This window comes from Pseudomonas sp. CMR5c (assembly GCF_003850545.1).
GTDB lineage: Bacteria > Pseudomonadota > Gammaproteobacteria > Pseudomonadales > Pseudomonadaceae > Aquipseudomonas > Aquipseudomonas piscis.
Genome location: NZ_CP027705.1, coordinates 6,657,326 through 6,681,831, shown reverse-complemented (window position 1 = coordinate 6,681,831; position 24,506 = coordinate 6,657,326). Strand labels below are relative to the sequence as shown.

At 64.4% G+C, this 24,506-nt stretch carries 22 protein-coding genes; 9 read left to right on the top strand and 13 right to left on the bottom strand.

Annotation, left to right across the window (positions count from 1 at the left end; translation table 11 throughout):
• The first annotated feature begins 10 nt into the window (after window positions 1-10).
• Complete coding sequence (locus C4K40_RS30925) at window positions 11-907, top strand: peptidoglycan DD-metalloendopeptidase family protein (protein ID WP_022641887.1); 897 nt, start codon at window positions 11-13, stop codon at window positions 905-907.
• 50 nt (window positions 908-957) lie between these two features.
• On the opposite strand, the gene C4K40_RS30920 is transcribed toward C4K40_RS30925, so the two are convergent.
• From C4K40_RS30920 to phoB, 3 genes are all read right to left on the bottom strand, one after another.
• The gene (locus C4K40_RS30920) at window positions 958-2,298 is read right to left on the bottom strand and encodes a hemolysin family protein (protein ID WP_022641886.1); all 1,341 of its coding nucleotides are present in this window, start codon (window positions 2,296-2,298) and stop codon (window positions 958-960) included.
• A 117-nt stretch (window positions 2,299-2,415) separates the two neighbouring features.
• The gene (gene phoR, locus C4K40_RS30915) at window positions 2,416-3,708 is read right to left on the bottom strand and encodes a phosphate regulon sensor histidine kinase PhoR (protein ID WP_235777341.1); all 1,293 of its coding nucleotides are present in this window, start codon (window positions 3,706-3,708) and stop codon (window positions 2,416-2,418) included.
• A 136-nt stretch (window positions 3,709-3,844) separates the two neighbouring features.
• Window positions 3,845-4,534, bottom strand: a complete 690-nt coding sequence (gene phoB / locus C4K40_RS30910; RefSeq protein ID WP_022641884.1) for a phosphate regulon transcriptional regulator PhoB — start codon at window positions 4,532-4,534, stop codon at window positions 3,845-3,847.
• A gap of 151 nt (window positions 4,535-4,685) precedes the next feature.
• Here phoB and C4K40_RS30905 point away from each other — a divergent pair, with 151 nt between their 5' ends.
• The gene (locus tag C4K40_RS30905) at window positions 4,686-5,066 is read left to right on the top strand and encodes a hypothetical protein (RefSeq protein ID WP_022641883.1); all 381 of its coding nucleotides are present in this window, start codon (window positions 4,686-4,688) and stop codon (window positions 5,064-5,066) included.
• Window positions 5,067-5,230: 164 nt separating this feature from the next.
• Here the strand turns inward: C4K40_RS30905 and ubiA are convergent, their stop codons facing one another.
• Both ubiA and C4K40_RS30895 read right to left on the bottom strand, forming a co-directional pair.
• On the bottom strand, window positions 5,231-6,121 hold the full coding sequence (gene ubiA / locus C4K40_RS30900; RefSeq protein WP_053133571.1) for a 4-hydroxybenzoate octaprenyltransferase: 891 nt from the start codon (window positions 6,119-6,121) through the stop codon (window positions 5,231-5,233).
• On the bottom strand, window positions 6,121-6,684 hold the full coding sequence (locus C4K40_RS30895) for a chorismate lyase (RefSeq protein WP_031320717.1): 564 nt from the start codon (window positions 6,682-6,684) through the stop codon (window positions 6,121-6,123). Before C4K40_RS30895 ends, ubiA begins: the two co-directional genes overlap by 1 nt.
• Window positions 6,685-6,902: 218 nt before the next feature.
• Between C4K40_RS30895 and C4K40_RS30890 the strand changes: the two genes are divergently transcribed.
• The 7 genes from C4K40_RS30890 (at window position 6,903) to C4K40_RS30860 (ending at window position 10,750) form a co-directional block, all read left to right on the top strand.
• Window positions 6,903-7,070 (top strand): rubredoxin, encoded by a 168-nt coding sequence (locus C4K40_RS30890; protein ID WP_022641880.1) that lies wholly within the window; start codon window positions 6,903-6,905, stop codon window positions 7,068-7,070.
• A gap of 40 nt (window positions 7,071-7,110) precedes the next feature.
• On the top strand, window positions 7,111-8,259 hold the full coding sequence (locus tag C4K40_RS30885; RefSeq protein ID WP_022641879.1) for an FAD-dependent oxidoreductase: 1,149 nt from the start codon (window positions 7,111-7,113) through the stop codon (window positions 8,257-8,259).
• Between the two features lie 189 nt (window positions 8,260-8,448).
• Window positions 8,449-8,724, top strand: a complete 276-nt coding sequence (locus tag C4K40_RS30880) for an HU family DNA-binding protein (RefSeq protein ID WP_011064269.1) — start codon at window positions 8,449-8,451, stop codon at window positions 8,722-8,724.
• Window positions 8,725-8,889: 165 nt separating this feature from the next.
• Window positions 8,890-9,402: a hypothetical protein gene (locus tag C4K40_RS30875; protein ID WP_053133574.1), complete on the top strand. Its 513-nt coding sequence runs from the start codon at window positions 8,890-8,892 to the stop codon at window positions 9,400-9,402.
• On the top strand, window positions 9,390-9,761 hold the full coding sequence (locus tag C4K40_RS30870; protein ID WP_053133577.1) for a hypothetical protein: 372 nt from the start codon (window positions 9,390-9,392) through the stop codon (window positions 9,759-9,761). The genes C4K40_RS30875 and C4K40_RS30870 overlap by 13 nt, the downstream gene beginning before the upstream one ends.
• A gap of 133 nt (window positions 9,762-9,894) precedes the next feature.
• Window positions 9,895-10,329, top strand: coding sequence for a DcrB-related protein (locus C4K40_RS30865; RefSeq protein ID WP_053134095.1), 435 nt, complete (start codon window positions 9,895-9,897; stop codon window positions 10,327-10,329).
• Between the two features lie 157 nt (window positions 10,330-10,486).
• The gene (locus C4K40_RS30860; protein WP_053133580.1) at window positions 10,487-10,750 is read left to right on the top strand and encodes a hypothetical protein; all 264 of its coding nucleotides are present in this window, start codon (window positions 10,487-10,489) and stop codon (window positions 10,748-10,750) included.
• Between the two features lie 21 nt (window positions 10,751-10,771).
• Here C4K40_RS30860 and C4K40_RS30855 read toward each other — a convergent pair whose 3' ends face one another.
• The 8 genes from C4K40_RS30855 to tssE all read right to left on the bottom strand — a co-directional run bounded on the left by C4K40_RS30855 (window position 10,772) and on the right by tssE (window position 24,394).
• Complete coding sequence (locus C4K40_RS30855) at window positions 10,772-11,416, bottom strand: hypothetical protein (protein ID WP_124421376.1); 645 nt, start codon at window positions 11,414-11,416, stop codon at window positions 10,772-10,774.
• A gap of 4 nt (window positions 11,417-11,420) precedes the next feature.
• A complete protein-coding gene (locus C4K40_RS30850; RefSeq protein WP_053133587.1) occupies window positions 11,421-15,878 on the bottom strand; it encodes an RHS repeat-associated core domain-containing protein in 4,458 nt (1,485 codons plus the stop codon).
• A 9-nt stretch (window positions 15,879-15,887) separates the two neighbouring features.
• Window positions 15,888-16,313 (bottom strand): DcrB-related protein, encoded by a 426-nt coding sequence (locus C4K40_RS30845; RefSeq protein WP_022641876.1) that lies wholly within the window; start codon window positions 16,311-16,313, stop codon window positions 15,888-15,890.
• Between the two features lie 18 nt (window positions 16,314-16,331).
• Window positions 16,332-18,269 (bottom strand): type VI secretion system tip protein VgrG, encoded by a 1,938-nt coding sequence (locus tag C4K40_RS30840; RefSeq protein WP_053133590.1) that lies wholly within the window; start codon window positions 18,267-18,269, stop codon window positions 16,332-16,334.
• A gap of 69 nt (window positions 18,270-18,338) precedes the next feature.
• Window positions 18,339-21,014, bottom strand: coding sequence for a type VI secretion system ATPase TssH (tssH, locus tag C4K40_RS30835; RefSeq protein WP_053133593.1), 2,676 nt, complete (start codon window positions 21,012-21,014; stop codon window positions 18,339-18,341).
• Window positions 21,007-22,059 (bottom strand): type VI secretion system baseplate subunit TssG, encoded by a 1,053-nt coding sequence (tssG, locus tag C4K40_RS30830; protein ID WP_031320714.1) that lies wholly within the window; start codon window positions 22,057-22,059, stop codon window positions 21,007-21,009. Before tssG ends, tssH begins: the two co-directional genes overlap by 8 nt.
• On the bottom strand, window positions 22,023-23,882 hold the full coding sequence (gene tssF / locus C4K40_RS30825; RefSeq protein WP_022641872.1) for a type VI secretion system baseplate subunit TssF: 1,860 nt from the start codon (window positions 23,880-23,882) through the stop codon (window positions 22,023-22,025). The genes tssG and tssF overlap by 37 nt, the downstream gene beginning before the upstream one ends.
• Window positions 23,879-24,394: a type VI secretion system baseplate subunit TssE gene (tssE, locus tag C4K40_RS30820; protein ID WP_022641871.1), complete on the bottom strand. Its 516-nt coding sequence runs from the start codon at window positions 24,392-24,394 to the stop codon at window positions 23,879-23,881. The genes tssF and tssE overlap by 4 nt, the downstream gene beginning before the upstream one ends.
• Window positions 24,395-24,506 lie beyond the last annotated feature (112 nt).

Genomic DNA, 24,506 nt, shown 5'->3' with positions numbered 1-24,506 from the left:
AAACTGCTCAATGTTCGTACGCCTGCTGTTCCTCTGCGGCTTGTCCATGGTCGCCAGCTCGCTGGCGGCGATGACGGTCTACAAGTCCGTCGACGCCGACGGCGTGGTGTCCTACAGCGACCGGCCTTCGCCGGGAGCGCAGGCGTTCGTGTTCCGCGATCGCATGGAGGAACACCTGGAGCGCCAGGTGCGGCTGGATATCCAGAAGTACAGGGGCGTGGATGCGCTGTACGTGCGCAACGACCTGCATGGGCCGGTGGAGGTGGAGCTGGGGTTCGCCAGCCTGAGCAACGTCAGCGGCGCGCCGGCGCAGCCGATCCGCCGGGTGCTGCCAGCCCGCAGCAGGCAGCGCCTGGCGCTCTTGACGGCGACCCGGGCCGACCAGCCCTTGAGCTATGTCCCAAGGTTTCGTTACTCCCTGGGCGACCCGGGAGGAGCCGTGCAGGCCTACCGCTACCCCTTGCCCTGGCGGGGCGGGCCGTTTCGCCTGACCCAGGGCGCCAACGGCCAGTACAGCCATTCCAGCCCCAAGAGCCGTTATGCGATGGACATCGCCATGCCGGTGGGTACGCCGATCATCGCGGCCCGAGGTGGGATGGTGGTCAAGACCGAGAACGCCCAGAGCGGTCGAGGCGACAACCCGGCCGGCAATTTCGTCCGGGTGCTGCACGACGACGGCACCATGGGCGTGTACCTGCATCTCAAGCAAGGTTCGGTGAGCGTGCGCGAGGGCCAGCGGGTGGCGGTGGGCAGCCCCCTGGGGCTGTCGGGCAATACCGGCAACAGCAGCGGACCGCACCTGCACTTCGTGGTGCAGCGCAATACCGGGTTGGGGCTGGTGTCGATTCCCTATCAGTTCGACCAGCCCCTGGGGGACTTGCCGAACTTCGCCCTGGGCAATAAATAGGGCGGGAGTGGCCGGCCGGCTCGCACAGGAGCCGACCGGTGCGGGCTCGATCAGTCGAGCATCAGGACCTTGGCCAGGATGATCTTCGGTCCCTTCATCTTCTTGATGATGATGCGCAGGCCTTCGACTTCCAGCACTTCTTCCTCTTCAGGCACCCGTTTCAGGGTCTCGTACACCAGGCCCGCGAGGGTTTCGGCCTCGATATGGTCCAGGTCGATGCCCAGCAGGCGCTCGACCTTGAACAGCGGGGTGTCGCCGCGTACCAGCAGCTTGCCCGGCTGGTAGGCGAGGATGCCGCGCTCGGTCTTGCGGTGTTCGTCCTGGATGTCGCCCACCAGCACTTCCAGCACGTCTTCCATGGTCAGATAGCCGATCACCTTGCCGTCGGCTTCCTCCACCAGGGCGAAGTGCGAGCCGCCCTTGCGGAACTGCTCCAGCAGCTGGGACAACGGCATGTGCCGCGATACCCGCTCCAGCGGGCGGGTCAGCTCGGCCAGGTTGAACGACGCCGGGATATGGTCCAGCGCCGCCAGCTCCAGCAGCAGGTCCTTGATGTGCAGCAGGCCGACGAACTCGTTGCGCTCGCTGTCGTAGACCGGGTAGCGGCTGAACTTGTGGCGGCGGAACAGCGCCAGGACTTCCTTGAGGGGCGCCGTGGACTCGACGCTGATCAAGTCTTCCCGGGAGTTGGCCCAGTCCACCACTTCCAGCTCGCCCATCTCCACCGCCGAGGCCAGTACCCGCATGCCTTGGTCGCTGGGGTCCTGGCCACGGCTGGAGTGCAGGATCAGCTTGAGCTCTTCACGGCTGTAGTGGTGCTCGTGGTGCGGGCCGGGCTCGCCCTGGCCGGCGATGCGCAGAATGGTGTTGGCGCTGGCGTTGAGCAGGTAGATGGCCGGGTACATCAGCCAGTAGAACAGGTACAGCGGTACCGCCGTCCATAGCGACAGCAGCTCTGGCTTGCGGATCGCCCAGGACTTGGGCGCCAGCTCGCCGACCACGATGTGCAGGTAGGAAATGATGAAGAACGCGGTGAAGAACGATACGCCGCGGATCACTTCCGCAGAGTTGACGCCCACGGCGCCCAGCAGCGGTTCCAGCAGGTGGGCGAAGGCCGGCTCGCCGACCCAGCCCAGGCCCAGGGAGGCCAGGGTGATGCCCAGCTGGCAGGCCGACAGGTAGGCGTCCAGCTGGCTGTGTACGGTGCGCAGGATCTGCCCGCGCCAGCCGTTCTTGTGGGCGATGGCCTCGACCCGGGTCGAGCGCAGCTTGACCATGGCGAACTCAGCGGCCACGAAGAAGCCGTTGAGCAGGACCAGAAGCAGAGCGAAGACAATCATGCCGAAGTCGGCGAACAGAGACGCGAGGGTAAAACCAGGGGAAGGGTCCATGATGGGGTTTTGCGGATTCCATGTATTCGAAAAGAGGGTGACACGGTGCCTGGAGGGCAGGCACAAGCTACGCAATGTAGCGGCTGACAGGGCGGTTGCCTAGGGGGCAGGCCGCTGTCAGCGCTGGTCGGTCAGGCTGGCGATGCGGTTTTTCTTCATCTGGGCCGGGGCGAAATGGCAGGTGAAGGTGCTGCCATGGCCCAGCACGCTGCTGATCTCCAGGCGGGCGCGGTGGCGCAGCAGCACATGCTTGACGATGGCCAGGCCCAGGCCGGTGCCACCGGTATTGGAGTTGCGGCTGGAGTCGACCCGGTAGAAGCGTTCGGTCAGGCGCGGCAGGTGCTTGCTGTCGATGCCGATCCCGGAATCCTGCACGCTCAGGTGCGCACCCTGTTCGTCGCCCCACCAGCGGATGCGGATATTGCCTTCGGCCGGGGTGTACTTCACCGCGTTGAACACCAGATTGGAGAAAGCGCTGCGCAGTTCGGCCTCGCTGCCCTTGAGCAGTACCGAGGCATCGGCTTCCAGGGTGATGTGCTGGTTGCGTTCGCCGGACAACGCCTGGGCATCGCTCTTGATCGATTGCAGCAGCGTGTCGATGGGCACCGGATGGTTGTCCGAGGGGTAGTCGGTGGCCTCCAGCTTGGCCAGCAGCAGCAGGTCGTTGAGCAGGGTCTGCATGCGCCCGCCTTGCTGCTGCATCTGCTGCAGGGCGCGGCTCCAACGCGGGTTCACCTCGTCGACGTTGTCCAGCAGGGTCTCCAGGTAGCCGCAGATCACCGTCAGCGGCGTGCGCAGCTCGTGGGACACGTTGGCGATGAAGTCCTTGCGCATCTGCTCCAGCTGGTGGATGCGGGTGACGTCGCGCACCAGCATCAGGTGCTCGTTGTTGCCGTAGCGGGTGATGTACAGCTGGATGCGCACGCGGTCGTTGGCCGGGGAGGGGATCTCCAGCGGCTCGGCGTAGTTGTCCTGCTCGAAGTATTCCTTGAAGCGTGGATGACGCACCAGGTTGGTCACCGGCTGGCCGCTGTCCTGGGGCGTCTTGAGGCCCAGCAGGGTTTCGGCGGCGCGGTTCCACCATTCCAGGTTGCCGTCGCTGTCGAGCATGATCACCGCATCCTTGAGCGCCGCGGTGGACTCCTGGACGCGGTCGATCACCGCTTGCAGACGCCCACGGACCCGCTGGTCGCGGCGTTGCAGGTGGTAGATGCTGTCGAACACCTCGCCCCACAGGCCATAGCCGTCGGGTGGCGCTTCGTCGGGCTGGTGCAGGCGCAGCCATTCGTGCAGGCGCAACAGCTGCTTGAGGGTCCAGGCCAGGTAGATCCCCAGGCCGGCGGCCAGGCTCCAGCCGTAGTAGCCGCTGACCAGCCCCACCAGCAGGCAGCCGGTGAGCAACAGCAACATGTGGCGAATCAGGGTGCCATGCCAGTTTTGATTCACAATCGGTCCTTCGGACGGTGAAAAGTTTCAAGCTGCAAGCTGCAAGTCAAAGCAGACGGCTTCCTACTTGCCGCTTGTAGCTGGCAGCTTGCAACTGCTTTCAACCTTTGGTTGAAAACCGATACCCGGTGCCGCGCACGGTTTGTACCAGATTTTCGTAGGCATCCCCCAGTGCCTTGCGCAGCCGGCGGATATGCACGTCCACGGTGCGTTCCTCGACGTACACATTGCCGCCCCAGACCTGGTCCAGCAGCTGGCCGCGGGTGTAGGCGCGCTCCTGGTGGGTCATGAAGAACTGCAGCAGGCGGTATTCGGTGGGGCCCATTTCCGCCGGCTTGCCGTCGATGGTCACCCGGTGGCTGATGGGGTCCAGCAGCAAGCCGCCGACTTCGATGGGAGCCTCGCCGTCGGACGGGCCGGCGCGGCGCAGCACGGCCTTGAGCCGGGCCACCAGCTCGCGGGGGGAGAACGGCTTGGTGATGTAGTCGTCGGCGCCGACCTCCAGGCCCTGGATCTTGTTGTCCTCTTCGCCCTTGGCGGTGAGCATGATGATCGGGATGTCGCCGGTCAGCTCGTCACGCTTGAGGCGGCGCGCCAGCTCGATGCCCGAGGTTCCCGGGAGCATCCAGTCCAGCAGGATCAGGTCCGGCTTGCGGTCGACGATGATGGCATGCGCCTGCTGGGAGTTCTCTGCCTCCATGCAGTCATAGCCGGCCATTTCCAACGCAACGGCGATCATCTCGCGAATGGGCGCTTCGTCGTCAACGATCAGAATGCTTCTGCCAACCATGCTTGAACCTCTTGTCATTCAACTGTCTTGCGCCGCATTAGATAACGGAATTATTGCAGTCGTGTGACAGTATTTCAGGTCGCGGGGCGTGGCGCAGCTTCCTCGACTAAGCTTGGGGTCCGATTCCTGACAACCACAAAAGAAGGTTTCCATGACTCTGTTCAAGCAATCCCTGAAAGTCCTGCTGGTGGGCGCCGCCCTGGCCCTGCCGACCCTGGCCCTGGCCGCCGAGCCGGCGATGAGCAAGGACGGCATGCTGGTGGATCACAAGGGCATGACCCTCTACACCTTCGCCAAGGATGCCGATGGCAAGTCCATGTGCAACGACAAGTGCGCCGCCAACTGGCCGCCGCTGATGGCCGAGACCGGCGACAAGGCCGAAGGCAAGTGGACGGTGATCAAGCGCGACGACGGCAAGATGCAGTGGGCCTATGACGGCAAGCCGCTGTATGGCTTCGTGATGGACAAGAAGGCCGGCGACATGACCGGCGAAGGCAAGATGGACGGCGCCTGGAAGGTCGCCAAGCAGTAACCCCACCTGTGGCGGCTACAGGTCCTGTAGCCGCTGCTGGACCCGCCAAGCTACGCAAAAGGCCCGTGGGGCCTTGCTTGGCGGTCCTGTCGAACCTCTGGCGGCCTCTCAAGTGCGCTGTATCTCCGATCGCGGCCCGAGCCTTCGGCAGCGGCTATACGGCCCTAGCGCAGAGCGTAGTCCAGGACCACGCCGATGAAGATCGCCATGCCCGCCCAGTGGTTGTGCAGGAAGGCCTTGAAGCATTTCATCCGGTCGCGATCCCGGGTGTACCAGAATTCCCAGGCGAAGCATGCCGCCGCCACTACCAGGCCCAGGTGGAACCAGCCCCCCAGGTCGAACCGCGCGCCCGCCAGCAGCAGGCAGGCCAGGGACAGGCCCTGCAGGGTAAGGATGATCACCCGGTCGGCCTCGGCGAACAGGATCGCCGTGGATTTCACGCCGATCTTGAGGTCGTCGTCGCGGTCGGTCATGGCGTAGTAGGTGTCGTAGCCCACCGTCCACAGCAGGTTGGCGATGTACAGCAGCCACGCCGTCGCCGGCAGTTGGCCGTCCTGGGCGGTGAACGTCATCAGGATGCCCCAGGAATAAGCCGCCCCCAGCACCACCTGCGGGTAATAGGTGTAGCGCTTCATGAAGGGGTAGCAGGCGGCCAGGGCCAGGGCGCCGAACGACAACCAGACGGTGGTGGCGTTGGTGCACAGCACCAGCAGGAAGGCCGTACCCATGAGCACCGCGAACAACACCAGGGCCTCCTTGGCGCTGACCTTGCCGGTGGCCAGCGGACGCTGGTCGGTGCGCTTGACCTGGCCGTCGACCTTGCGGTCGGCGAAGTCGTTGATCGCGCAACCGCCGGCCCGGGTCAGGACCACGCCGAGGCCGAAGATCAGCACATGGCCCAGGGATGGCGCGCCCTTGGCCGCGATCCACAGGGCGCTGAGGGTCGGCCACAGCAGCAGGTAGATGCCGATGGGCTTGTCCATGCGGGTCAGTTGCAGGAAATCCCAGGTCCGCGGGTGCAGGCGGTTCAGGGACTGGAGCAGGCGCAAGTACATCAGCAAGCCTCCGATTGGGTCTCTATGGCGTGCCACAGCCCGGGCAGGAAGACCTCGGCCACCAACAGGCTAAGAGGCCCGCGATCGAAGCGCGAGCGCCGGCCCCACAGGTCGCTGGCAGCGACCTGGGCGGGCAGCCACGGCTGGGGATAGCGGCAGACTTCGATGGGCTGGCGGGTGAAGGCTTCGTCGCAGAACAGCAACTCGCCCAGGGACCGGCTGCCCAGTTCGTCGATGTTCAGCCCGCCGTCTTCGAGGGCACTGCGGGCGGCCACGCTGCGGGCGAATACCCAGGCCTCGCCATGCCCGCGCAAGTACACCTCGCGGACCCAGCCCTGGCTGTGCTCGGGCAGGCCCAGGGCCGCGCACTCGTCGCTGCGCAGGGTTTGCCATTGTTCCACCAGCGGCGTGACGCTGAAGCCATTGTTGGACAGGCGGGTCAGGCGTCGGGTCAGCGATCCTTCGTCGAACAGCCAGTTGGCGACCAGTGCGCCGGGAACAGGGGACAGACGGCTTTGCACCAGCCAGGTCGGGGCCGGCGCGGGGGGCATTGAGTGCGGCACGGTGGTTCGTTATTGGCAGCAAATGAGGCGGCGAGCTTAGCACGGCCACCGGTGGTTTTGATTGACCGGGGACGCCAGGCGGCACGAACGTGCTTGCATCTGCCGGTAGCGACCAGTAAAAAACCCCAGTGCCGGAAGCTGATCAGCGTGGGGACCTTCCAGAGTCGACCCATCGACCGCCCCGCCGGCAAAGCCTGAATGCTCGAGGATATGCATCGATGAAGAAGTGGCAGTGTGTGGTCTGTGGCTTGATCTACAACGAAGCGGAAGGTTGGCCGGACGACGGTATCGCACCGGGCACCCGTTGGGAGGACGTGCCTGAAGACTGGCTCTGCCCGGATTGTGGCGTGAGCAAGACCGACTTCGAAATGATCGAGATCGCTTGATCGACTTTTGCAGACAATGACCAATAACAAGGAGCAGGGAATGAGCGCACCGGTAGTGATCGTAGGGACGGGCCTGGCGGGGTACAACCTGGCCCGGGAATTTCGCAAGCTCGACGGCGACACGCCGCTGCTGCTGATCACCGCCGATGACGGTCGTTCCTACTCCAAGCCGATGCTCTCCACCGGCTTCGGCAAGAACAAGGACGCCGATGGCCTGAGCATGGCCGAGCCCGGCGCCATGGCCGAGCAGCTCAAGGCCGAGGTGCGCACCCATACCCGGATCAGCGGCATCGACCCGGGCCACAAGCGCCTGTGGATCGGCGAGGAAGCGGTGGTCTATCGCGATCTGGTCCTGGCCTGGGGCGCCGAGACCGTGCGGGTGCCGGTGCAGGGCGATGCCGGCGAGCTGATCTTCCCGATCAACGACCTGGAAGACTATGCGCGCTTTCGGGCCGCCGCAGCCGGCAAGCGCCGGGTGCTGCTGCTGGGAGCCGGCCTGATCGGCTGCGAGTTCGCCAACGACCTGATCCTCGGTGGCTACGAGGTGGACCTGGTGGCGCCTTGCGAGCAGATCATGCCGACCCTGTTGCCTGCGGCGGCAGCGGCGGCGGTCCAGGCCGGCCTGGAAAGCCTGGGCGCGCGCTTCCACCTGGGCCCGGTGCTCAACCGCCTGCAACGCAATGCCGACGGCCTGGAGGCCCATCTGTCCGATGGCCAGGTGATCATCTGCGACCTGGTGGTCTCGGCCATCGGCCTGCGTCCGCGCATCGACCTGGCCGCCGCTGCCGGGCTGATGGTCAATCGCGGCGTCGTGGTGGACCGCGAGCTCAAGACGTCCCACTCCAATATCTACGCCCTGGGCGACTGCGCCGAGGTCGATGGCCTGAACCTGCTGTATGTGCTGCCGCTGATGAGCTGCGCCCGGGCACTGGCGCAGACCCTGGCCGGCAACCCGACTGCGGTCAGCTATGGCCCGATGCCGATCACCGTCAAGACCCCGGTCTGCCCGCTGGTGGTGTCGCCGCCGCCACGGGGCATGGAAGGCGTCTGGACCGCCGAAGGGCAGGGCGCCGACGTTCGGGCCCTGTGCCGCGACGCCAGCGGCCAGTTGCTGGGCTATGCCCTGACCGGGGCCGCGGTGATGGAAAAACTGGCCCTGAACAAGGAGCTTCCGGCGCTGCTGGCCTGAATACCGGTCGTTCTGTCGGAATAACCGGGTTTTTGCCTTCACAAAGCTCGCTCGGAGACTGGCGCCACTCTCCAGCGCGTGCCATCCTCACTCCCGTCTGCCGCAGTGTAGAGCCTGCGGCGCCTTGGGCGCTGTTCCCGTGAACAGCACGGACATAACAACAAAAAACCGTCAAAGAGGCTTCACACTATGCGTAAACCAGAACTCGCCGCAGCCATTGCTGAAAAAGCAGACCTGACCAAAGAGCAAGCCAACCGCGTGCTCAACGCCATCCTCGAGGAAATCACCGGGGCCCTGCATCGCAAAGACAGCGTCACCCTGGTCGGTTTTGGCACCTTCCTGCAACGTCATCGTGGCGCCCGTACCGGCAAGAACCCGCAGACCGGCGAGCCGGTGAAGATCAAGGCCAGCAACACCGTGGCATTCAAGCCTGGCAAATCGCTGAAAGACAGCGTCAATCCATAAGCATTGAGTGCTCTCCCGCCAGCGGGGGCGCACAGGGGAAAATAGGCACGCCGAGCGCATCGGGTGCCTATTTTTTTGCCTGCCACAAATCGCAGGCTTGGCTTGCGAAGGCCTGTGGGCGTGGCTAGGATGCCCGCCTGTTTGCGTCGCGACCCAAGGCCAAGGATGACCCGTTCGATCAACAATTCCCCGCTATCGACCGACCTGCTGCGCCGTCTGTTCGTCCCGGCCTGCGTCGCCGGTTTCCTGGCCCTGGGCCTGCCGTCGGCTCTGGCCGGCAGCCAGCCGCGCCTGGAACAGATTGGCTATCGCGAGGCCCTCAGCTGGTTCCACAGCCAGAAGTACGACGACACCGGCTCCTGGATCTGCGGTTACTCCCTGGCTCGCGAAGACTACAGCGTGGCGCCCAAGGCCCCGCGCTTGTTGGTGGAGGTGGCGCAGCGTTTTCTCTACCTCAAGACCGGCGGCCAGTTGCTGGAGCTCACGGGCGCGGTGCAAAGCCCGGAGCGTAGCGAGTACCAGAATCTGGGCGCGGGTATCCGGATCACCCTGGACATTCTCAAGCGCAACAATTTCAGCGAGTACCAGGAGTCCCACGATCGCCAGGTGCTGGCACGCATCGAAATCAACGATCAGGTCCAGACCCTGACCCTGAAGGGGCAATCATGCGGCACCTGAACCTGGCCGGCCTTGGCCTGCTGATCGCTTGCAGCGTTTTTTCCGTCCAGGCCGATGAGTCGGCTCCGGGCCAGGGCTGCTACGGCTACCTCACCAAGATGGTGCGTAGCAGTGATTATCCCTACCGTGACTTCACCACCCCGGACAAGCTCAAGCTTCTGGTCGATCGGGATGATGGCCAGCAGTTGAGCCTGCAGCTGTTCTATGAAACCTCCGGTAGCGGGATCATCGGCTGGGTCCGTTATGACGTGGCGCGACAAGCCTTGTGGAACGTCACCATCGATCCCGAGGAACCTCAAGCCCTGACGTTCGATCGGCGCTTGGCCAAGGCCTATGCATCCTGCCTGGATGCGCGCTGAGCCCTGGCCGTGCATCAGCACGGACGATGCTGTGTTAGTTCAAAGTTGCCGACGGGTTCCTTGATTGTTACCGGGCATTGCTTGAAGATTTGCCGCAGAACGACCCTCCCTTTTCAGCATGGAACGCCAGCCCTTGTCCTCTTACCGTCTCCAAGAAGCCGATCTCGACATTCCTGACTCCTGGCAGGACCAGAGCATCAACATCTTCAAGCTGCCCGCGGTCGGCGGTGCCCAGGAAGCCAGTTTCGTCATCAGCCGCGACCCGAGCCAGGGCGACGCCTCCTTCAGCGACTACGTAGCCCGGCAACTGAGCAGCGCCGAGCAGCAACTGCCAGGCTTCAGCCTGATCAAGCGCTGGGACTTCGACATGCACGGCCACGCCGCCGTGTTGCTGGACTACAGCTGGAAGCGCGAAGGCCGCGAGCTGATGTTGCGCCAGGTGTTCGTCGAACGTAAGCCGGCGGTACTGATCACCACCCTGACCACCACGGTCAACGACCTGCCCCATCACGAGCCAGCCTGGAAGCAGGCCATGCAGAGCCTCAAGCCGCAGCCGTCGGTGGCCTGACTGCAAAGGTTGCGGAGTACGCGCTGAATAGCCTGGCAGCCACGCTCCCGCGGAGAGAGTCGGCCAGGCTCCAGTGAGTGGGCAGCGAGGCCTTGACCGGCGCCAGAGCTCTTGAGTTCGACTTGAATGGGACGATCTTCAGCTTCCAGGGAGCAATATGAAGTTCAGCGCTCTGTTCGTCAGTCGTGAGGAGCTGTTCTCGATGGGCGTCGAAGAAATTTCCGGTCAGTACTACCTCTCCTTCCCGGTCAGCAGCGGCGTGGTCGATTACGAGGAGTACTACACCATCGACCGGGCGACTTTCGAGTTGTTCGAGAGGGATATGCAGGCCGCGCTGGAGTTCGTCACCCGCGCCCGGAAGCAGGAGCTGGACCAGTTGCTGATCATCAAACCGGGCAAGAGGCGCGGTACGGCGATCTGACCCGGCCAGCCTTGTCCTCTGTCAGCTGCCGCGCTGCCAATGCAGGTGCTCACCGATCGTGACCGTCGACAGGGTCTGATCCGGGTCATAGCCGAGGTCATAGTCGAGCTGTTTGAACCAACTGGTGGCAAAGGTCGATGCTCTGGCGACGCGTCCAGCTTGCAACTGGTCGACGCGGACGTACCAGTTGTTGGGCGGCGTGACGGACAGGTAGTAACTCAGGTCATCGGCGCTAAAGGTCCAGCACAATGACATCAGACGCGACTCCTCTGGTCGTGCCTCGTGAATGTGCGCATTGACGATCAGCGACTTGCCATCGAACAGATGGCGATAGCGAACGTTTTCACCATAGGTGGGCACGTCCTTGTCAAAGCGGCTGATGCTCAGGATCAGTTGCCCGTCGGCATCGAAGCCATAGGTCTGCAGATTCTTCGATTCACGATTGGCCTTGCTCAGCGATGCCAGGGGTTTTCCCTCCTTGATGACGCTGGGGATCAAGCGTTCAAAGGGGATAAGCTCCAGGGTCGGGCCAAGGGAATACTCCCAGCGGACCACGGTTTGCCTGATCGCCAGATATTGCTGGTGAACTTCCGGCCCATAACGCTTGAACAGCTCGCCGAGGGTGTTGCGCCGGCTTTCAAGCTCCGGGTTGTTCATGACATTCATTGGGTTATTTCCCCCCGCAGGCGTTGAAGGATTTCTTCCACGAGCCGTTTTCCATTCTTCCCGTGATGTTGGCAAGCACGTTTCTCATGTTCAGATTCTTGCGCTTGGCGGATTTGAGGATCTTGTACAGCAACTTGTCGTTTTCCTTGCCGTGAATATGGGTTCCACCGTGATAGTTGCCTGCTGCCTTCGCCGCGTCCTTGCCTGGGTGCCCAGGCTGGGCCAGTTGGTTGGGGTGGGTGCCCCAAAGCCTTGCGCCGTTCTCTGGGATATCCGGGTGCAGTTTGGCGTCCTCGAGTATCTTGCGTGAGTTCTTGGCGTAGATATTGGTCGCATTCTCCTTGACCGCATGGTGCGGGGTCTGTCCCGGTGCCAGCGGTCGCCCGGCATTGGCCATGTTCTTTCCGAGTTCCTCGGCAGTCAGACCCAGGGGATCGATCCAGGTGGCCGTGTTTGGTCCATAGAGGTAAAGGTTGAAGCCACCTTCCAGGCCAATCGGATCAGGTGTGGTAAAGCGGCCTATATCCGGGTCATAGAAACGCAAGGTGTTGTAGTGCAACCCGGTTTCCCGGTCCAGGTACTGTCCCTGGAATCTCAGGTTCTGCTCTTCGAGGAAATGAGCTTCGCGCTGCTCTTCGAGACAGTTACCCCAGACCCGATAGCGAGCCTGCCAAAGTACATGCCCGTCGGCCTCCGTCAACTGTTCGGGCAAGCCGTTGAGATCATTGTGGTAATAGCGGACCTTTTGTTGTGCGCCGATACCGTCGACTCGCGCCAGCACTTCATGGCCCTCGTCGGCATACAGATAGAGGCTGCTCAGGCCGTTTTTCCGTTCCTGCAACAGGCGTAAGCCATTCCAGGTGAAGTGGGTTTCGTTCAGTACCTGACCCTGAGAGTCGAGTTCGATCTTTTCGGTCCGCCGCCCCAATGGGTCATAGCCCATGCGCACCAGGGTTTCCCGGGCGCCATCCTGGGTGCGTACTTCTACCAGCCGATGTTCCGCGTCATAGCGCAGGTGCTGGACGCGCCGGCTGCCGCTGCGTTTTTCCACTACCCGGCCAAAGGCATCGTAGCGATAGCGTTTGTCCTGGTAGGTCAGCAGCTTGTTGTGGACCACCAGACCGGCCCCGGCTTGCGGGCTGTCCAGCAGGTTGGCCGCAGCATCGTAGGCGAAGGTTTCGCTGGTGCCTTGTGGGCTGTCCTGGGTGGCAATGATCCGGCCAGTGGCATCGTAGTGCAGCAACTGCCGGTGCTCGCCCTGGGGGAGGCGATCGATGCGCCCCACCAGCTGATTGGCGGGGTCGTAGGCGAACTGCCTTTCCCGGGAGGCCGACAACAGTTGCTGCTGGCCCGTGGGGCGCCGCATGCGCGAGCGCAAGCGGCCGGTGCGGTCGTATTCGCTGTGGGTGCTGATCCGCCCCTGGGTGCGCAGGACCTCGCGGTGCAGACGATCACGCTCGAAGTCGCTGATGAGCTGGCCGTCGAGGTTGATCTGATGCAGATGACCGCTGCCGTAATACAGCCGGTTGATCCAGCGCCCATCGGCCAGTTGGGTCTGGGTTAAGTTGCCCAGTTCGTCGTAGTGGTGGCGCAACTGACCCGCCGCGCTTTGCTCCTTCAGAAGCTGGCCCAGGGCGTCGTAGGTAAAGCCCAATGAGCGGCTCTGGCCATGCCCGTCGGTAAAGGTGACGCCGAGTAGTTGATTAAGCGGGTCGTACAGGTACTCGCTGCGACCATCGTCGGTGACTTTGGCGAGCATGCGTCCCACCGCGTCGCGTTCGAACAGGTGGACGATAGGAGTACTGGGAGGCGAGGCTGGATCGTCGTCCTGAGGCGCCGGGGCGAACTCCATCCTGACGGCGTTATCCATCGGGTCGTAGGCAAAACGCCTGGCACTGCCGTCGAGGTCGCGCTGCTCCAGCAGTCGATCGGCGGCGTCCCAGGTGAAGCGGTAGCTCTCGGCGTTCTCGTTGGTCAGCGTCTGCAGGCGCCCGTAATTGTCGTAGTTGAAGTGGACACGTCGGCCATGGGCATCGATGCGCAGTTGGAGCTTGCCGCGCCGATCGTATTCGTAGCGGCTGCTATGTCCCGCCGGATCGGTGTAGCAAAGCAATTGACCTGCGGTGTTGCGCTGGTACCGCTCGATGCGGCCGTCGGCCAGTTGAATGCTCAGCAGACGCCCCTGAGGGTCGTGCTCGAAGGCCTGGCGTTCACCGAGGGCATCGGTCGCCACCTGAAGATAGCCGTGGCGGTCATAACTGAAACGGGTGGGGTAGCCCGAGCAGTCGACGTATTTGAGCAACTGGCCCAGGTCATTCCAGGTCAACTGCTTTCGCTTGCCACCGGCATCAATGATTTCCACCACCCGACCGTGATTGTCGTAGCGATAGCGGGTTGTATTGCCCAGCGGGTCGGTTTCGCCAATGCAATTACCAGACTTGTCGTACTGGTAGTTCCAGCTGTTCCCGGCGGCATCGGTTTCTGTCAGCGGCAGCGACCAATGCTCAAGCCATAGGGTCGATTCGTTGCGGCCCAGGGGATCGACATGGCTACACAGGTTGCCAGTCTCGTCGTAGCTGTATTGGTACTGGCCGCCCTGCGGGTCCGTGGCGCCGAGTAACTGGCGCTCTTCGTTCCACTGGAACCGCCAGACGTGGCCAAGCTTGTCCTGGTATTCGGTGATCTGGTGCTGAGTGTTCCACTTGCGCAAGCTCTGACGCTGCAGGCCATCGGTGATACGGGTGATGCCGGCTTGCAGGTCATAGTCGAAATGGTACTCGTCACCAGCGTCGGTCCAATGCCGCACCACACGCCATTCGCGCTCGTCGACCCGGTCCCAGGCGTAAAAACAACGCAAGCCAGTGGGCAACTGGTGCTCCACCATGCGCTGCTGCGGGTCGTAGGCAAAGTGACGGCTGATTTGGCCGCTGGCATCGCGCACCTGCGCGAGATTGCCCTGGGTGTCGTAGTCATAACTGGCCAGGACCTCGCGCTGCTGGTCGGCATGCAACCGCTCGATCCGCGCCAGCCGTCCTGGCCATTGATTGCTGGGAATCAGCTCCACCTGGAGCAGGTCGAAACTGTCCCGCAGGCGGGTGATGCGTCCACTCGGGTCGTAGTCGAGATGGATTCTGTTGTCGTTGCGATCCCCCAGCAGGCCCAGGCGCAGTCGCAGCGGGTTGCCAGGGCTGGGCTCGAACAGCCGATACACGCCATCGCTGCTTTCGATCAGCAAGCGGCCATCGGTATTGCGCCTCACGCTCAGTCCGGTTCCGGGGCTGAACATGGCGCCACCCGGAGCAATCGAGCCCATGTCGATCTGGCGTCCCTGCTCATCGGTGTAAAGCAGCCGTTCGCCTCCCTCGGGATGCGTCTCGATCTGCACGTTGACTTCAAAGGGCACGCTCCAGCCGGTCCCGAACAGGCCGTCCTGGCGTTCATCGCGACTGTTATAGAAGCGCTGCCAGGCGATCGGCAGCATGCCAGGGAGGACGAAGTCCAGGTCATCCTCACCACCCAGCACCTTGGCCCCGGTCGCGGCATGCACCGGATTGGGCGAGCCGGCGACAGCCTGGGTCAGCGCATTGGTGGCTTGGCTGACGACAAACGAATTGACCCCGGCCATCAGCATGCACGGCAGGTTGGCCTTGAACTTGCCCTTGCCGCCCTTGAGCATCATCAGCACGGTCACCGCCAGGCCCACCCCCGGGGTCTTGCCGCTGCGGATCTCGCGTACGACCACCGAACCGCCGCCGATGGTCACGTCGGGGGAGATCGGCCCGGCTGACACCACCTTGGCGTCGCAGGTGCTGCGGTCACCGCTGCGCACTGCCGGCTGGCCATCGATACTGACCTTCTCCGAGCCTTCGGCCAGGTACTGCAAAGGCATCGGCGGGTGCTTGGTGCAGGTCACCTGGTCCAGGTCCTTGGGCTGGGAGCCGGGTGCCGGGGAGGCCACGGTGGGACGCCACATCTGCGAGAAAAATTCCGTGGCCATGTCGAGAAAGCCCGGGCCTTCCTCCGGGGTGGCCGAAGGCGTGTCGGTGGCTTCGCCTTCTTCGGCGCCGTCGCCGTTGATCTGCGACGGCGGGGCGATACCGGCCGCGCGGGCCGCCGGCTTGTTGTTGGTGAGGACTTTTTTCGAGCCGCTGGCGATGGTGGCCTGGATCGAGGGCGGGAACAGTGCGTTGCCTATGTCCTCGCATAAACTGCTCAAGCCCTTATCGGCGCCGGTCTTGCTCATGACCACGCCGACCACCACACCCACCACCAGCCCTAGCACGCAGGCACCGAGGCCGCCAGTGGCCACGGTGATGCCCGCTGCCGCGGCCACTGCCATGGTTGCCAGGGTGCCGATGGCGACGTTGGCCGCGACCTCCAGTACGCCGCCGAGGATGTCGGCCATCATCGAGGTGTGTTCCAGCCCGTCGCCCAGGCGGGCGGCCCAGAGTGCATCAGACATGCGCGAACCTCAGCCCAGGACCAGGGTGTTCTTGATCTGCTGCCAATGCGCGGCTTCGGCGTCGCCGAGTTTCTGGGCCTTGACGTAGCTCATGGCGAGCATTTGTCGGGTGCCGGGTAGCACCAGCGCCAGCTGGTACTGGAATACGCGTTCCTTGCCCTTGGTGAACTGGCTGCGCAGCTCCATGGCTTGGATGTCCTTGGCTGGTCCCACCAGCACCGGCTTGGGTTCTTGCGCGCGCAGCTCCTGCACCTGCTGCTCCAGGCGTTGCAACTGGCTGGCCAGGCTGTTCTCCAGGGTTTCGCCGTCGCCCAGCAGGCTGCGGCTGACGATCAGCGAAGTGCCCAGGGCCGGGAATTTGAGGATGTTGATCGAGGCGTCCTGCAGTTCGCCGGCTGGCGGCTGGAACTGCAGTTCGTTGAGGCGATAGGTCATGACCCATGTGTCCTTTGATTAACCCTTGGGGGCGGGAAAGACCGCGTTGACCTTGGCAGTGATGGCGCCTTGTACGCCCTGGCCCTCGGTGGTGGTTCCCGGGCCGCCGCCATTGTTCAGGTGCAGCACGCCACCGGTATTGATTTCGGCATCGCCCGAGGCATGCACGCTGATATTGACCCCACACAGGTTGATCTGGCCGCTGGCGTTGAGCTCCAGGATGCTGGCGCCGCAGACCAGGCGCAGGCGCTCGCCGACCTCGATCACGTAGCTCTGGCCGATGCTGTCGAGTTTCTTCTCGCCCACCGCCAGTTCATCCACGTGCCGGACGATGCGCACCCGCTTGTTGCCGATGGTCACGAACTCGTCGTGGCCGATGCTCTTGTTGCGGTTGTTGCCCACCGAGTGGCTCTCGTTGACCTCGACCACGATGTCCTGGTTGCGCTCGGCATGGATGTACAGCTGCTCGGCGCCCTTCTTGTCCTCCATGCGGATTTCGTTGAAGTTGGCCGGCGAGCCGCCCTTGCTCGAGCGGCTCTTCATGCCGCTCTGGGTGGCGTTGGCCGGCAGGTCGTAGGGCACGCTCTGCTCGGCGTTGTATACGCGGCCGGTGATGATCGGCCGGTCGGGGTCACCCTCGAGGAAACTGACGATGACTTCCTGGCCGATGCGCGGGATCTGCATCGAGCCCCAGTTCTTGCCGGCCCAGGCCTGGGACACGCGGATCCAGCAGGAGCTGTTTTCGTTGGACTGGTCATGGCGATCCCAGTGGAAGTGCACCTTGACCCGGCCGTACTGGTCGGTCCAGATCTCCTCGCCGGAAGGGCCCACCACCCGTGCGGTCTGCGGGCCCTGAACCAGCGGTTTGTGGGTGCTGGAAAGGGGCCGGAAGCTCTGCTGGGAGTCGATGCAGGTCAGGTGGCTTTCGAACTGCGCGCCACCGCCGCCGCCACCGCTTTCCAGGCTTTCCTGGACCACGTAGTAGCGGATGCCGACGATCAGGTACTCGCGGTTCTGGTCCTGGCGGCTGAAGCCGGTGAGGCTGAACAGGTTGCCCACTCCCAGGCCACGGGCGTTGCCGCTGAGCTCGATGCGCTCGTGCAGGCTTTGCAGGGCCTCGATGCGGGTCTGCGCATAGTGCTCGCCGTCGCTGCTCTGCACGTAGGTGCCGGGATAGTCGTACAGCGGGTAGTCGCCGGCGGTGTGCGGACGCGGCATGGCCGAGCGTACGTCGATTCGCGCGCTGGGCCGCTGGAAGTCGTAGTCGTTGAGCTCCAGGGAGCCGGGCTGGACTTCCTGGGCCAGGTGCCAGTCGAAGATGTGGTCGCGCTCGCGCTGCTGTTCATCACGCGGGTAGTAGGGCACCGAGGCGTAGCCGGGCACGCTGCCGTGGGCGCCGTAGGCGTCGGCGAGCACCAGCACATGGCGGTCCTTCTCGTGGCGGAAGAAGTAGTAGATGCCTTCCTGCTCCATCAACCGGCTGACGAAATCGAAGCTGGTCTCGCGGTACTGCACGCAGTATTCCCACTCGCGGTAGGGACGGCTCAGGGCGTCTTCGAAATCCGAGAAACCCAGGTCGCGGAACACCTGCTTGATGATCTGCGGAATGCTCAGGTTCTGGAAAATCCGGCAGTCGGAGGTGCGGCTGAGCAACCACAGCCAGGGTCGCAGCGTCACCTGGTAGCTGGCGAACTGGCCGGTGTCGACGTTCTGGCTGCAACGCGCCACGATGCCGTGGAAATGCCGCTGGCCGCCGCCGTCCAGTTGCACGCTCAAGCCCATGGGCTTGCCCAGCAGCTGGTTGAGGTCGATGGCCGCGTCGCTGGAAGTCAGCTGCAGCTGGTAGTCGAACAGGCGCCCCAGCTCCTCGCCGCCGCCCATGCTCTTGAGCAGCAGGACATCCGGGCCCAGGGGGCAGTTGACCTGCGCCAGTCGTGTGGATTGCTGAAATAGCATCGTCAGTCTCGTTGAGGGGGAAAGCAGCGGCAAGCTGCAAGTTGCTGGCTACAAGCCTGCCGCTGATGCTTAGTTTGGCTCGCTGAAGTCGTAGTGCAGTTCGTTGTCCCGCTGGCTGATGCGCACTCCGGCCAGGGCCTTGCCTTCGAGCATGCGCGTGAGGAACTCGCGGCTCATGTCCGGCAGCAGGCTGTTGGTCAGGATGGCGTCGATCATGCGGCCACCGCTTTCGGTCTCGGTGCAGCGCGAGACAATCAGATCGATGACGGCATCGTCGAAGTCGAAGCCCACCTTGTGGGTGCTCTCCACGCGCTTCTTGATCCGCCCCAGTTGCAGGCGGGTGATGGCCTTGAGCATCTCGTCGCTCAGCGGGTAATAGGGGATGGTCACCAGGCGGCCCAGCAGCGCCGGCGGGAAGATCTCCAGCAGCGGCTGGCGCAGGGCCTTGGCGATCTCTTCCGGCTCCGGCACGTCCTGCGGGTTCTTGCAGACATCGGCGATCAGCTCGGTACCCGCGTTGGTGGTGAGCAGGATCAGGGTGTTCTTGAAGTCGATCATGCGGCCTTCGCCGTCCTCCATGACGCCTTTGTCGAATACCTGGAAGAACATCTCGTGCACGTCCGGGTGGGCTTTTTCCACTTCATCCAGCAGCACCACGCTGTAGGGCTTGCGCCGCACCGCTTCGGTCAGCACGCCGCCTTCGCCGTAGCCGACGTAGCCGGGCGGGGCACCCTTGAGGGTGGACACGGTGTGGGCTTCCTGGAACTCGCTCATGTTGATGGTGATGACGTTTTGCTCGCCGCCGTACATGGCCTCGGCCAGGGCCAGGGCGGTCTCGGTCTTGCCCACCCCGGAGGTGCCGGCGAGCATGAACACGCCGATCGGCTTGTTGGGGTTGTCCAGGCCTGCGCGGGACGTCTGGATACGCTTGGCGATCATCTGCAGGGCGTGGTCCTGGCCGATGATGCGCTTCTTCAGGTGCTGGTCGAGGTTGAGCACGGTCTCGATTTCGTTGCGGGCCATGCGACCCACAGGAATCCCGGTCCAGTCGGCCACCACCGAGGCCACCGCCTGGTAGTCCACGGTCGGCAGGATCAGTGGGTTCTCGCCCTGCAGGGCGCTGAGGCGTTGTTGCAGGTCCACCAGCTTCTCGCGCAGGCCATGGCCTTCATCGCCCGCATCGCTGTCCACCAGGCCGACGTTCTCGCGCAGTTGGGCACGGGTGGCCAGCAACTCGTCCACCAGGGTCTTTTCTTCGCTCCAGCGGCTTTCCAGCTCGGCCAGGCGCTCACGCTCGGCGGCCAGCAGGTTCTCGCTGTTGACCTGGCGCTGGCCGATGGCGACGCCGATCGCCTGTTCCCGGGCGATGATCTGCAGCTCGGTTTCCAGGGCCTCGATGCGCCGGCGGCTGTCGTCCACTTCGGCCGGCACCGCATGCAGGCTGATGGCGACCCGGGCGCAGGCGGTGTCCAGCAGGCTCACCGACTTGTCCGGCAACTGGCGCGCCGGGATGTAGCGATGGGACAGCTTGACCGCCGCCTCCAGGGCTTCGTCGAGGATCTGCACCTGGTGGTGCTGTTCCATGGTCGAGGCCACGCCGCGCATCATCAACAGCGCCTTGTCTTCCGACGGCTCGGCCACTTGCACCACCTGGAAGCGCCGGGTCAGGGCCGGGTCCTTCTCGATGTGCTTCTTGTACTCGGCCCAGGTGGTGGCGGCCACGGTGCGCAGGGTGCCGCGGGCCAGGGCCGGCTTGAGCAGGTTGGCCGCGTCACCGGTGCCGGCGGCGCCACCGGCACCGACCAGGGTGTGGGCTTCGTCGATGAACAGGATGATCGGCTTGGGCGAAGCCTGGACGTCCTCGATGACCTGGCGCAGGCGCTGTTCGAACTCGCCCTTCATGCTGGCGCCAGCCTGCAGCAGGCCGACATCGAGGCTACGCAGTTCGACGTCCTTGAGCGCCGGTGGCACGTCGCCGGCGACGATGCGCAGGGCGAAACCCTCGACCACGGCGGTCTTGCCCACCCCGGCCTCGCCGGTGAGGATCGGGTTGTTCTGCCGGCGGCGCATGAGGATGTCCACCAGCTGGCGGATCTCTTCGTCACGGCCGACGATGGGGTCGAGCTTGCCGCTGCGGGCCTGTTCGGTCAGGTCCACGGTGAAGCGCTTGAGGGCTTCCTGCTTGCCCAGGGCGCTGGGGGCCATGGCGCCGCTGGCTTCGCCGGGCACCGCGCCGGCATTGAAGCCGTCGCTGGCGGCCAGGGCGTTTTCCGGCGAGTCGCCGATGTATTCGTCGAAGCGTTCGGCCAGGGTCTCGACCTTGATCTTGTCGAACTCCTTGGACAGCCCCAGCAACGCATGGCGCAGGCTTGGGGTCTTGAGGATGCCGATCACCAGGTAGCCGGTGCGCACCTGGCTTTCGCCGAACATCAGGCTGCCGTAGACCCAACCGCGCTCCACCGCTTCCTCGACGTGGGACGAGAGGTCGGTGATCGAGGTCGAGCCTCGGGGCAGGCGGTCCAGGGCCTCGGTCAGGTCCTTGGCCAGGCGCGCCGGCTCCAGGTTGAACTGGCGGATGATGCGGTGCAGGTCCGAGTCCTGCAGCTGCAGCAACTGGTGGAACCAGTGGGCCAGCTCCACATAGGGGTTGCCCCGCAACTTGCAGAAGACCGTGGCGGCTTCGATGGCTTTGTAGGCAACGCTGTTGAGTTTGCCGAACAGCGCCGCGCGACTGATTTCACCCATGCTCTGTGCTCCTTGGTGTTTGTGAGGAAGTGGCCTGATCGGCGTAGTGCCGGGCCAGAATGAGGTCTTCGGCATCGCTGCCGGGGCGCCCGAGCCAGGTGTTGAAACCCAGGCGCTGGCGGCCGTCGAGTTGCAGTTTGGGGACCTCGTCCTTGCGCAGGACCAGGTTCAGGTCCCAGTCCAGTTCGTGGCCCAGGTATTCGGCGACCCAGGCCACCAGTTCCTTGAACTGCTGGCCGTCGGGGAGCATCCCCAGGTAGTCGTCCAGCTTCAGCGGGCCGAGGCGGATGCGGAATTTGTGCTGGCGATCCCAGACATGGCTGCCCAGGCAGAAGTCCACTCCCAACTGGTGGGCCTGGACCCCGACCCGGCTGCGCTCGGGCAACTCCAGCCACTGGCCGACGTATTCCTCGATCGCCACCGGCAGGCCGAAATACTCGCCGATGATCGCCCGCAGGCCATCGGGGTAGCGGGTCTGGGCCGAGAGGTGGCCGCTGTAGTGCAGCTTGGCGGTGTCGGCGATCAGCCCCTGCTTGAGCAGGCTTTGCATGCCACGGCCACTCAAGGCCGCCAGGCGCGCCGACCAGTAGTCGTCGTCCGGGCGGTCGTGGCTGACCGTTGGCCGGGCTTCGGCCCAGGCGCGATAGAACAGGCTCAACAGGCGATGGTGGAACACGTCCAGGAAGCGCTTGCTGGTGCTGTCGGCGTTGTTGCGCTGGCGCTCGCGCACGTATTCGGTGAAGTGCAGCGGCATCGGCCCGTTGGGCCCGCCCAGGCCGAAGAAGAACTGCTCCAGGCGGGTGCTGGCGCCATCGTTGCCGGGGGTGACCGAAGCCAGGGTCGCCGGGGCGAAGGTGCAATCGGCCTGCTGGCCCAGGCGCAGCGGATCGTCCGCCAGGCGCAGGGAGTGACCGAAGCGCGGCAGTTGCGGCGACAGGCATTCGATACGCCGCAGGGCCTGGAAGAAGTCGTACTCCCAGGGCTCGGCGTGCATCGCCGCCAGCGTATTCAAAGAGTCGGACGACGTCCGGGCTTGGCTTTCCATCGCATGATCTCGCCGCGTTCGGTGGTACGGATCACCGTTTCGGTAAAACTGTTGATCGACACGTAGCGTGCCAGGAAGCGTTCGAACACTGCCCCGAGCAGGAACACTCCGGTGCCGCGAAACGCGTTTTCATCGAATTCCAGGGTGATCTCCAGGCCCCGTCCGAAGACGATCGGCCCGGGCATCGGCAGGCGCCGGGTCACCGCCTTGCTGCTGACTTCGCGCAGGCCTTCGATCTGCAGTTGCAGGGCCGCGTCGTTGCTGTCGCCATACAAGCGCAGCAATTCGCGCAGGGCCGCCGCGCCCTGGCCCTGCTCGCTCAGCGACAGGTAGTTCAGCGACAACTGGCTGATCAGGCGCCAGGCCTTGCCGTCATGGGCGTGGCTGGGACGTGGCCGGCTCGGTCCGGCCAGGCAGCGGATGGCCTGCACCGGGGCGCTGTCGGCCAGGGTGAAGTCGGTCTTGCCGCTGCCCACGTTCATGAACAGCGGCAGGTCGCGGTTGGTGCACAGGGCGCTGACCCCGAGCTGGCGCAGGTCATGGCGATAGGGTGCCTGCTGGCTGTCCACCAGGCTGACGAAGGATTCGCTGCCGATGTAGGTCGAGCGCGGGCCGTTGCGGCGTTGGTCGCTGGACAGCACCCGGGGCTCGCGCCGCAGGATGTAGTAGGCCTGGTCGCGGCCGTAGCGTGACGGGTCGCGCACCGCATAGAACGGCAGGAACGGCTGCTCCGGGCCGGTGCCGTGGCCGCTGAGGGTGCTCAGCGAGTGCACTTCATAGTCCATCGGCCGGGTACGGTCGGCGATCACATGGTGCTCGTTGACCCGGTCGGACAAGTGGATACGGTCCAGGCGCTTGGGAAACAGGTTGATCGCCGGGGTGCAGAAGGGCACGAACTGGTTGCTGCCGACGCTGCCTTCCAGGCTCTGTTCGAAGCGCTCGAACAGCACGATCAGCTCCAGCTCCTGGCCGGTGCAACGCTGTACCGCGCGGCCCAGCTGGGCGAACTCGACGAACAGGAAGCGGTTGGGCAGGGCGAAGTATTCCTGCAGCAGGCGATAGCCCTGGAACGCCTGGGGCACCACCGGCAGCGCCGCGTCGCGGTCGTCGAAACCCCGCGAGCGCAGGGCGTCCTGGGGCAGGCGTTCGACCCAGTCGCCACCCGGAGCCCGGGCGAAGATCGCGCAAGCGTTGCCCAGCAGTTGTTCGTAGAGACGGAACGGCAGCTCGTCGTTGCCGTTCAGGTACAGCGGCAGCTCGTCCAGGGCCAGGCTGCAAAATGGCAGCTCGGCGCCGGTGCGCAGGGTCAGGCGCAGCCCGGCCTTGGCCTTGGGTTCGCTGGCGGCCAGGCGCCCGAGCACCGCCGAGGGGTTGCCGAAGTATTCGGCCTGGCTCACCTGCAGCGGCCACAGGGTCACCGGGTGGGCGGTGCGGTATTCGCAGCAGGTCTGGGTGTCGCGACCCAGGGCCGCGCGCAGGCTGGTGCCACGCTCCAGGGTAAAGCCGCTGCCCAGGCTGCCTTCATCGGGATCGGCCTGCAGTTGCACCACGGTCATCGACGGGGTCGGCGCCAGGTAGTGCGGGTAGGCGATCTCCAGCAGGTTATGGGTGAAGGTCGGGTATTCGGCATCGAGCTTGAGTTGCACCCGTGCCGCCAGGTAGGCGAAGCCTTCCAGCAGGCGCTCGACATACGGGTCGGCGCAGTCCATGCCTGACAGGGTCAGGCGGCTGGCGATCTTCGGGTATTCCTTGGCGAACTCCGCGGCGCTCTCGCGCACGTGGTGCAGTTCCTGGTTGTACAGGTCCAGCAGGCGCGGGTTCATGAGCGCCTCCGGGAGTCGCCCTGGACCACCCGGACATGTCCGGATTCCAGGTCCATGTCGGTTTGCAGCAACAGGCGCAGGGGCATCGGCTGCGCCCACAGGTCGCCTTCGATCTCGAAACTCAGGGCATTGTGGTTCATCTCGCCAGGCGCGGTGCGCGCACGGACCCGCAAGGTGTTGCGCAGGATCCGCGGTTCGAAGGTGGCGATGGCCTGGTGGATCAGGTTCTCCAGGGCCGGTATATCGATGCTCGACGCGCTGTACCCGGCCAGGGCCGGCAGGCCGTAGTTGACCACCGAGGTGCCGGCGGGGGTGTGCAGGGTGGCGTCGGCTTCGAGCAATGAGGTGGTGTTGAGCAGCCAGGCGAGATCGCGCAGGACCGAGGCCTTGAGCTGGCTCAGGGACAGGACGCGCTTGTCCGGGCTTTCTTTCAGGTTGCCGGGTTCGTCGTCGGTCAGACGATCCAGCAGGGAAGGTTGCAAGCGATCGCGGGCGGCGATGTCGGTTACCACGGGGTTCGCTCCAGGATCGGATTGCGCAGGCAGGACGTCAGGAAAATGAATGCAGCCTCAAAACGCGCCAACCTGTAGCCGCTGTCGCAGGCCACGAGACCCGGGACGTTGC

Coding starts and splice junctions, on each gene's coding strand:
- C4K40_RS30880 (WP_011064269.1), top strand. CDS start 8,449: ATGCGTAAACCAGAACTCGCCGCAGCCATTGCTGAAAAAGCAGACCTG.
- ubiA (WP_053133571.1), bottom strand. CDS start 6,121: ATGTACTTGCGCCTGCTCCAGTCCCTGAACCGCCTGCACCCGCGGACC.
- C4K40_RS30850 (WP_053133587.1), bottom strand. CDS start 15,878: ATGTCTGATGCACTCTGGGCCGCCCGCCTGGGCGACGGGCTGGAACAC.
- C4K40_RS30905 (WP_022641883.1), top strand. CDS start 4,686: ATGACTCTGTTCAAGCAATCCCTGAAAGTCCTGCTGGTGGGCGCCGCC.
- C4K40_RS30870 (WP_053133577.1), top strand. CDS start 9,390: ATGCGGCACCTGAACCTGGCCGGCCTTGGCCTGCTGATCGCTTGCAGC.
- C4K40_RS30885 (WP_022641879.1), top strand. CDS start 7,111: ATGAGCGCACCGGTAGTGATCGTAGGGACGGGCCTGGCGGGGTACAAC.
- C4K40_RS30925 (WP_022641887.1), top strand. CDS start 11: ATGTTCGTACGCCTGCTGTTCCTCTGCGGCTTGTCCATGGTCGCCAGC.
- tssF (WP_022641872.1), bottom strand. CDS start 23,882: ATGAACCCGCGCCTGCTGGACCTGTACAACCAGGAACTGCACCACGTG.
- tssG (WP_031320714.1), bottom strand. CDS start 22,059: ATGGAAAGCCAAGCCCGGACGTCGTCCGACTCTTTGAATACGCTGGCG.
- C4K40_RS30875 (WP_053133574.1), top strand. CDS start 8,890: ATGACCCGTTCGATCAACAATTCCCCGCTATCGACCGACCTGCTGCGC.
- phoR (WP_235777341.1), bottom strand. CDS start 3,708: ATGTTGCTGTTGCTCACCGGCTGCCTGCTGGTGGGGCTGGTCAGCGGC.
- tssH (WP_053133593.1), bottom strand. CDS start 21,014: ATGGGTGAAATCAGTCGCGCGGCGCTGTTCGGCAAACTCAACAGCGTT.
- C4K40_RS30840 (WP_053133590.1), bottom strand. CDS start 18,269: ATGCTATTTCAGCAATCCACACGACTGGCGCAGGTCAACTGCCCCCTG.
- C4K40_RS30890 (WP_022641880.1), top strand. CDS start 6,903: ATGAAGAAGTGGCAGTGTGTGGTCTGTGGCTTGATCTACAACGAAGCG.
- C4K40_RS30855 (WP_124421376.1), bottom strand. CDS start 11,416: ATGAATGTCATGAACAACCCGGAGCTTGAAAGCCGGCGCAACACCCTC.
- phoB (WP_022641884.1), bottom strand. CDS start 4,534: ATGGTTGGCAGAAGCATTCTGATCGTTGACGACGAAGCGCCCATTCGC.
- C4K40_RS30860 (WP_053133580.1), top strand. CDS start 10,487: ATGAAGTTCAGCGCTCTGTTCGTCAGTCGTGAGGAGCTGTTCTCGATG.
- C4K40_RS30920 (WP_022641886.1), bottom strand. CDS start 2,298: ATGGACCCTTCCCCTGGTTTTACCCTCGCGTCTCTGTTCGCCGACTTC.
- C4K40_RS30845 (WP_022641876.1), bottom strand. CDS start 16,313: ATGACCTATCGCCTCAACGAACTGCAGTTCCAGCCGCCAGCCGGCGAA.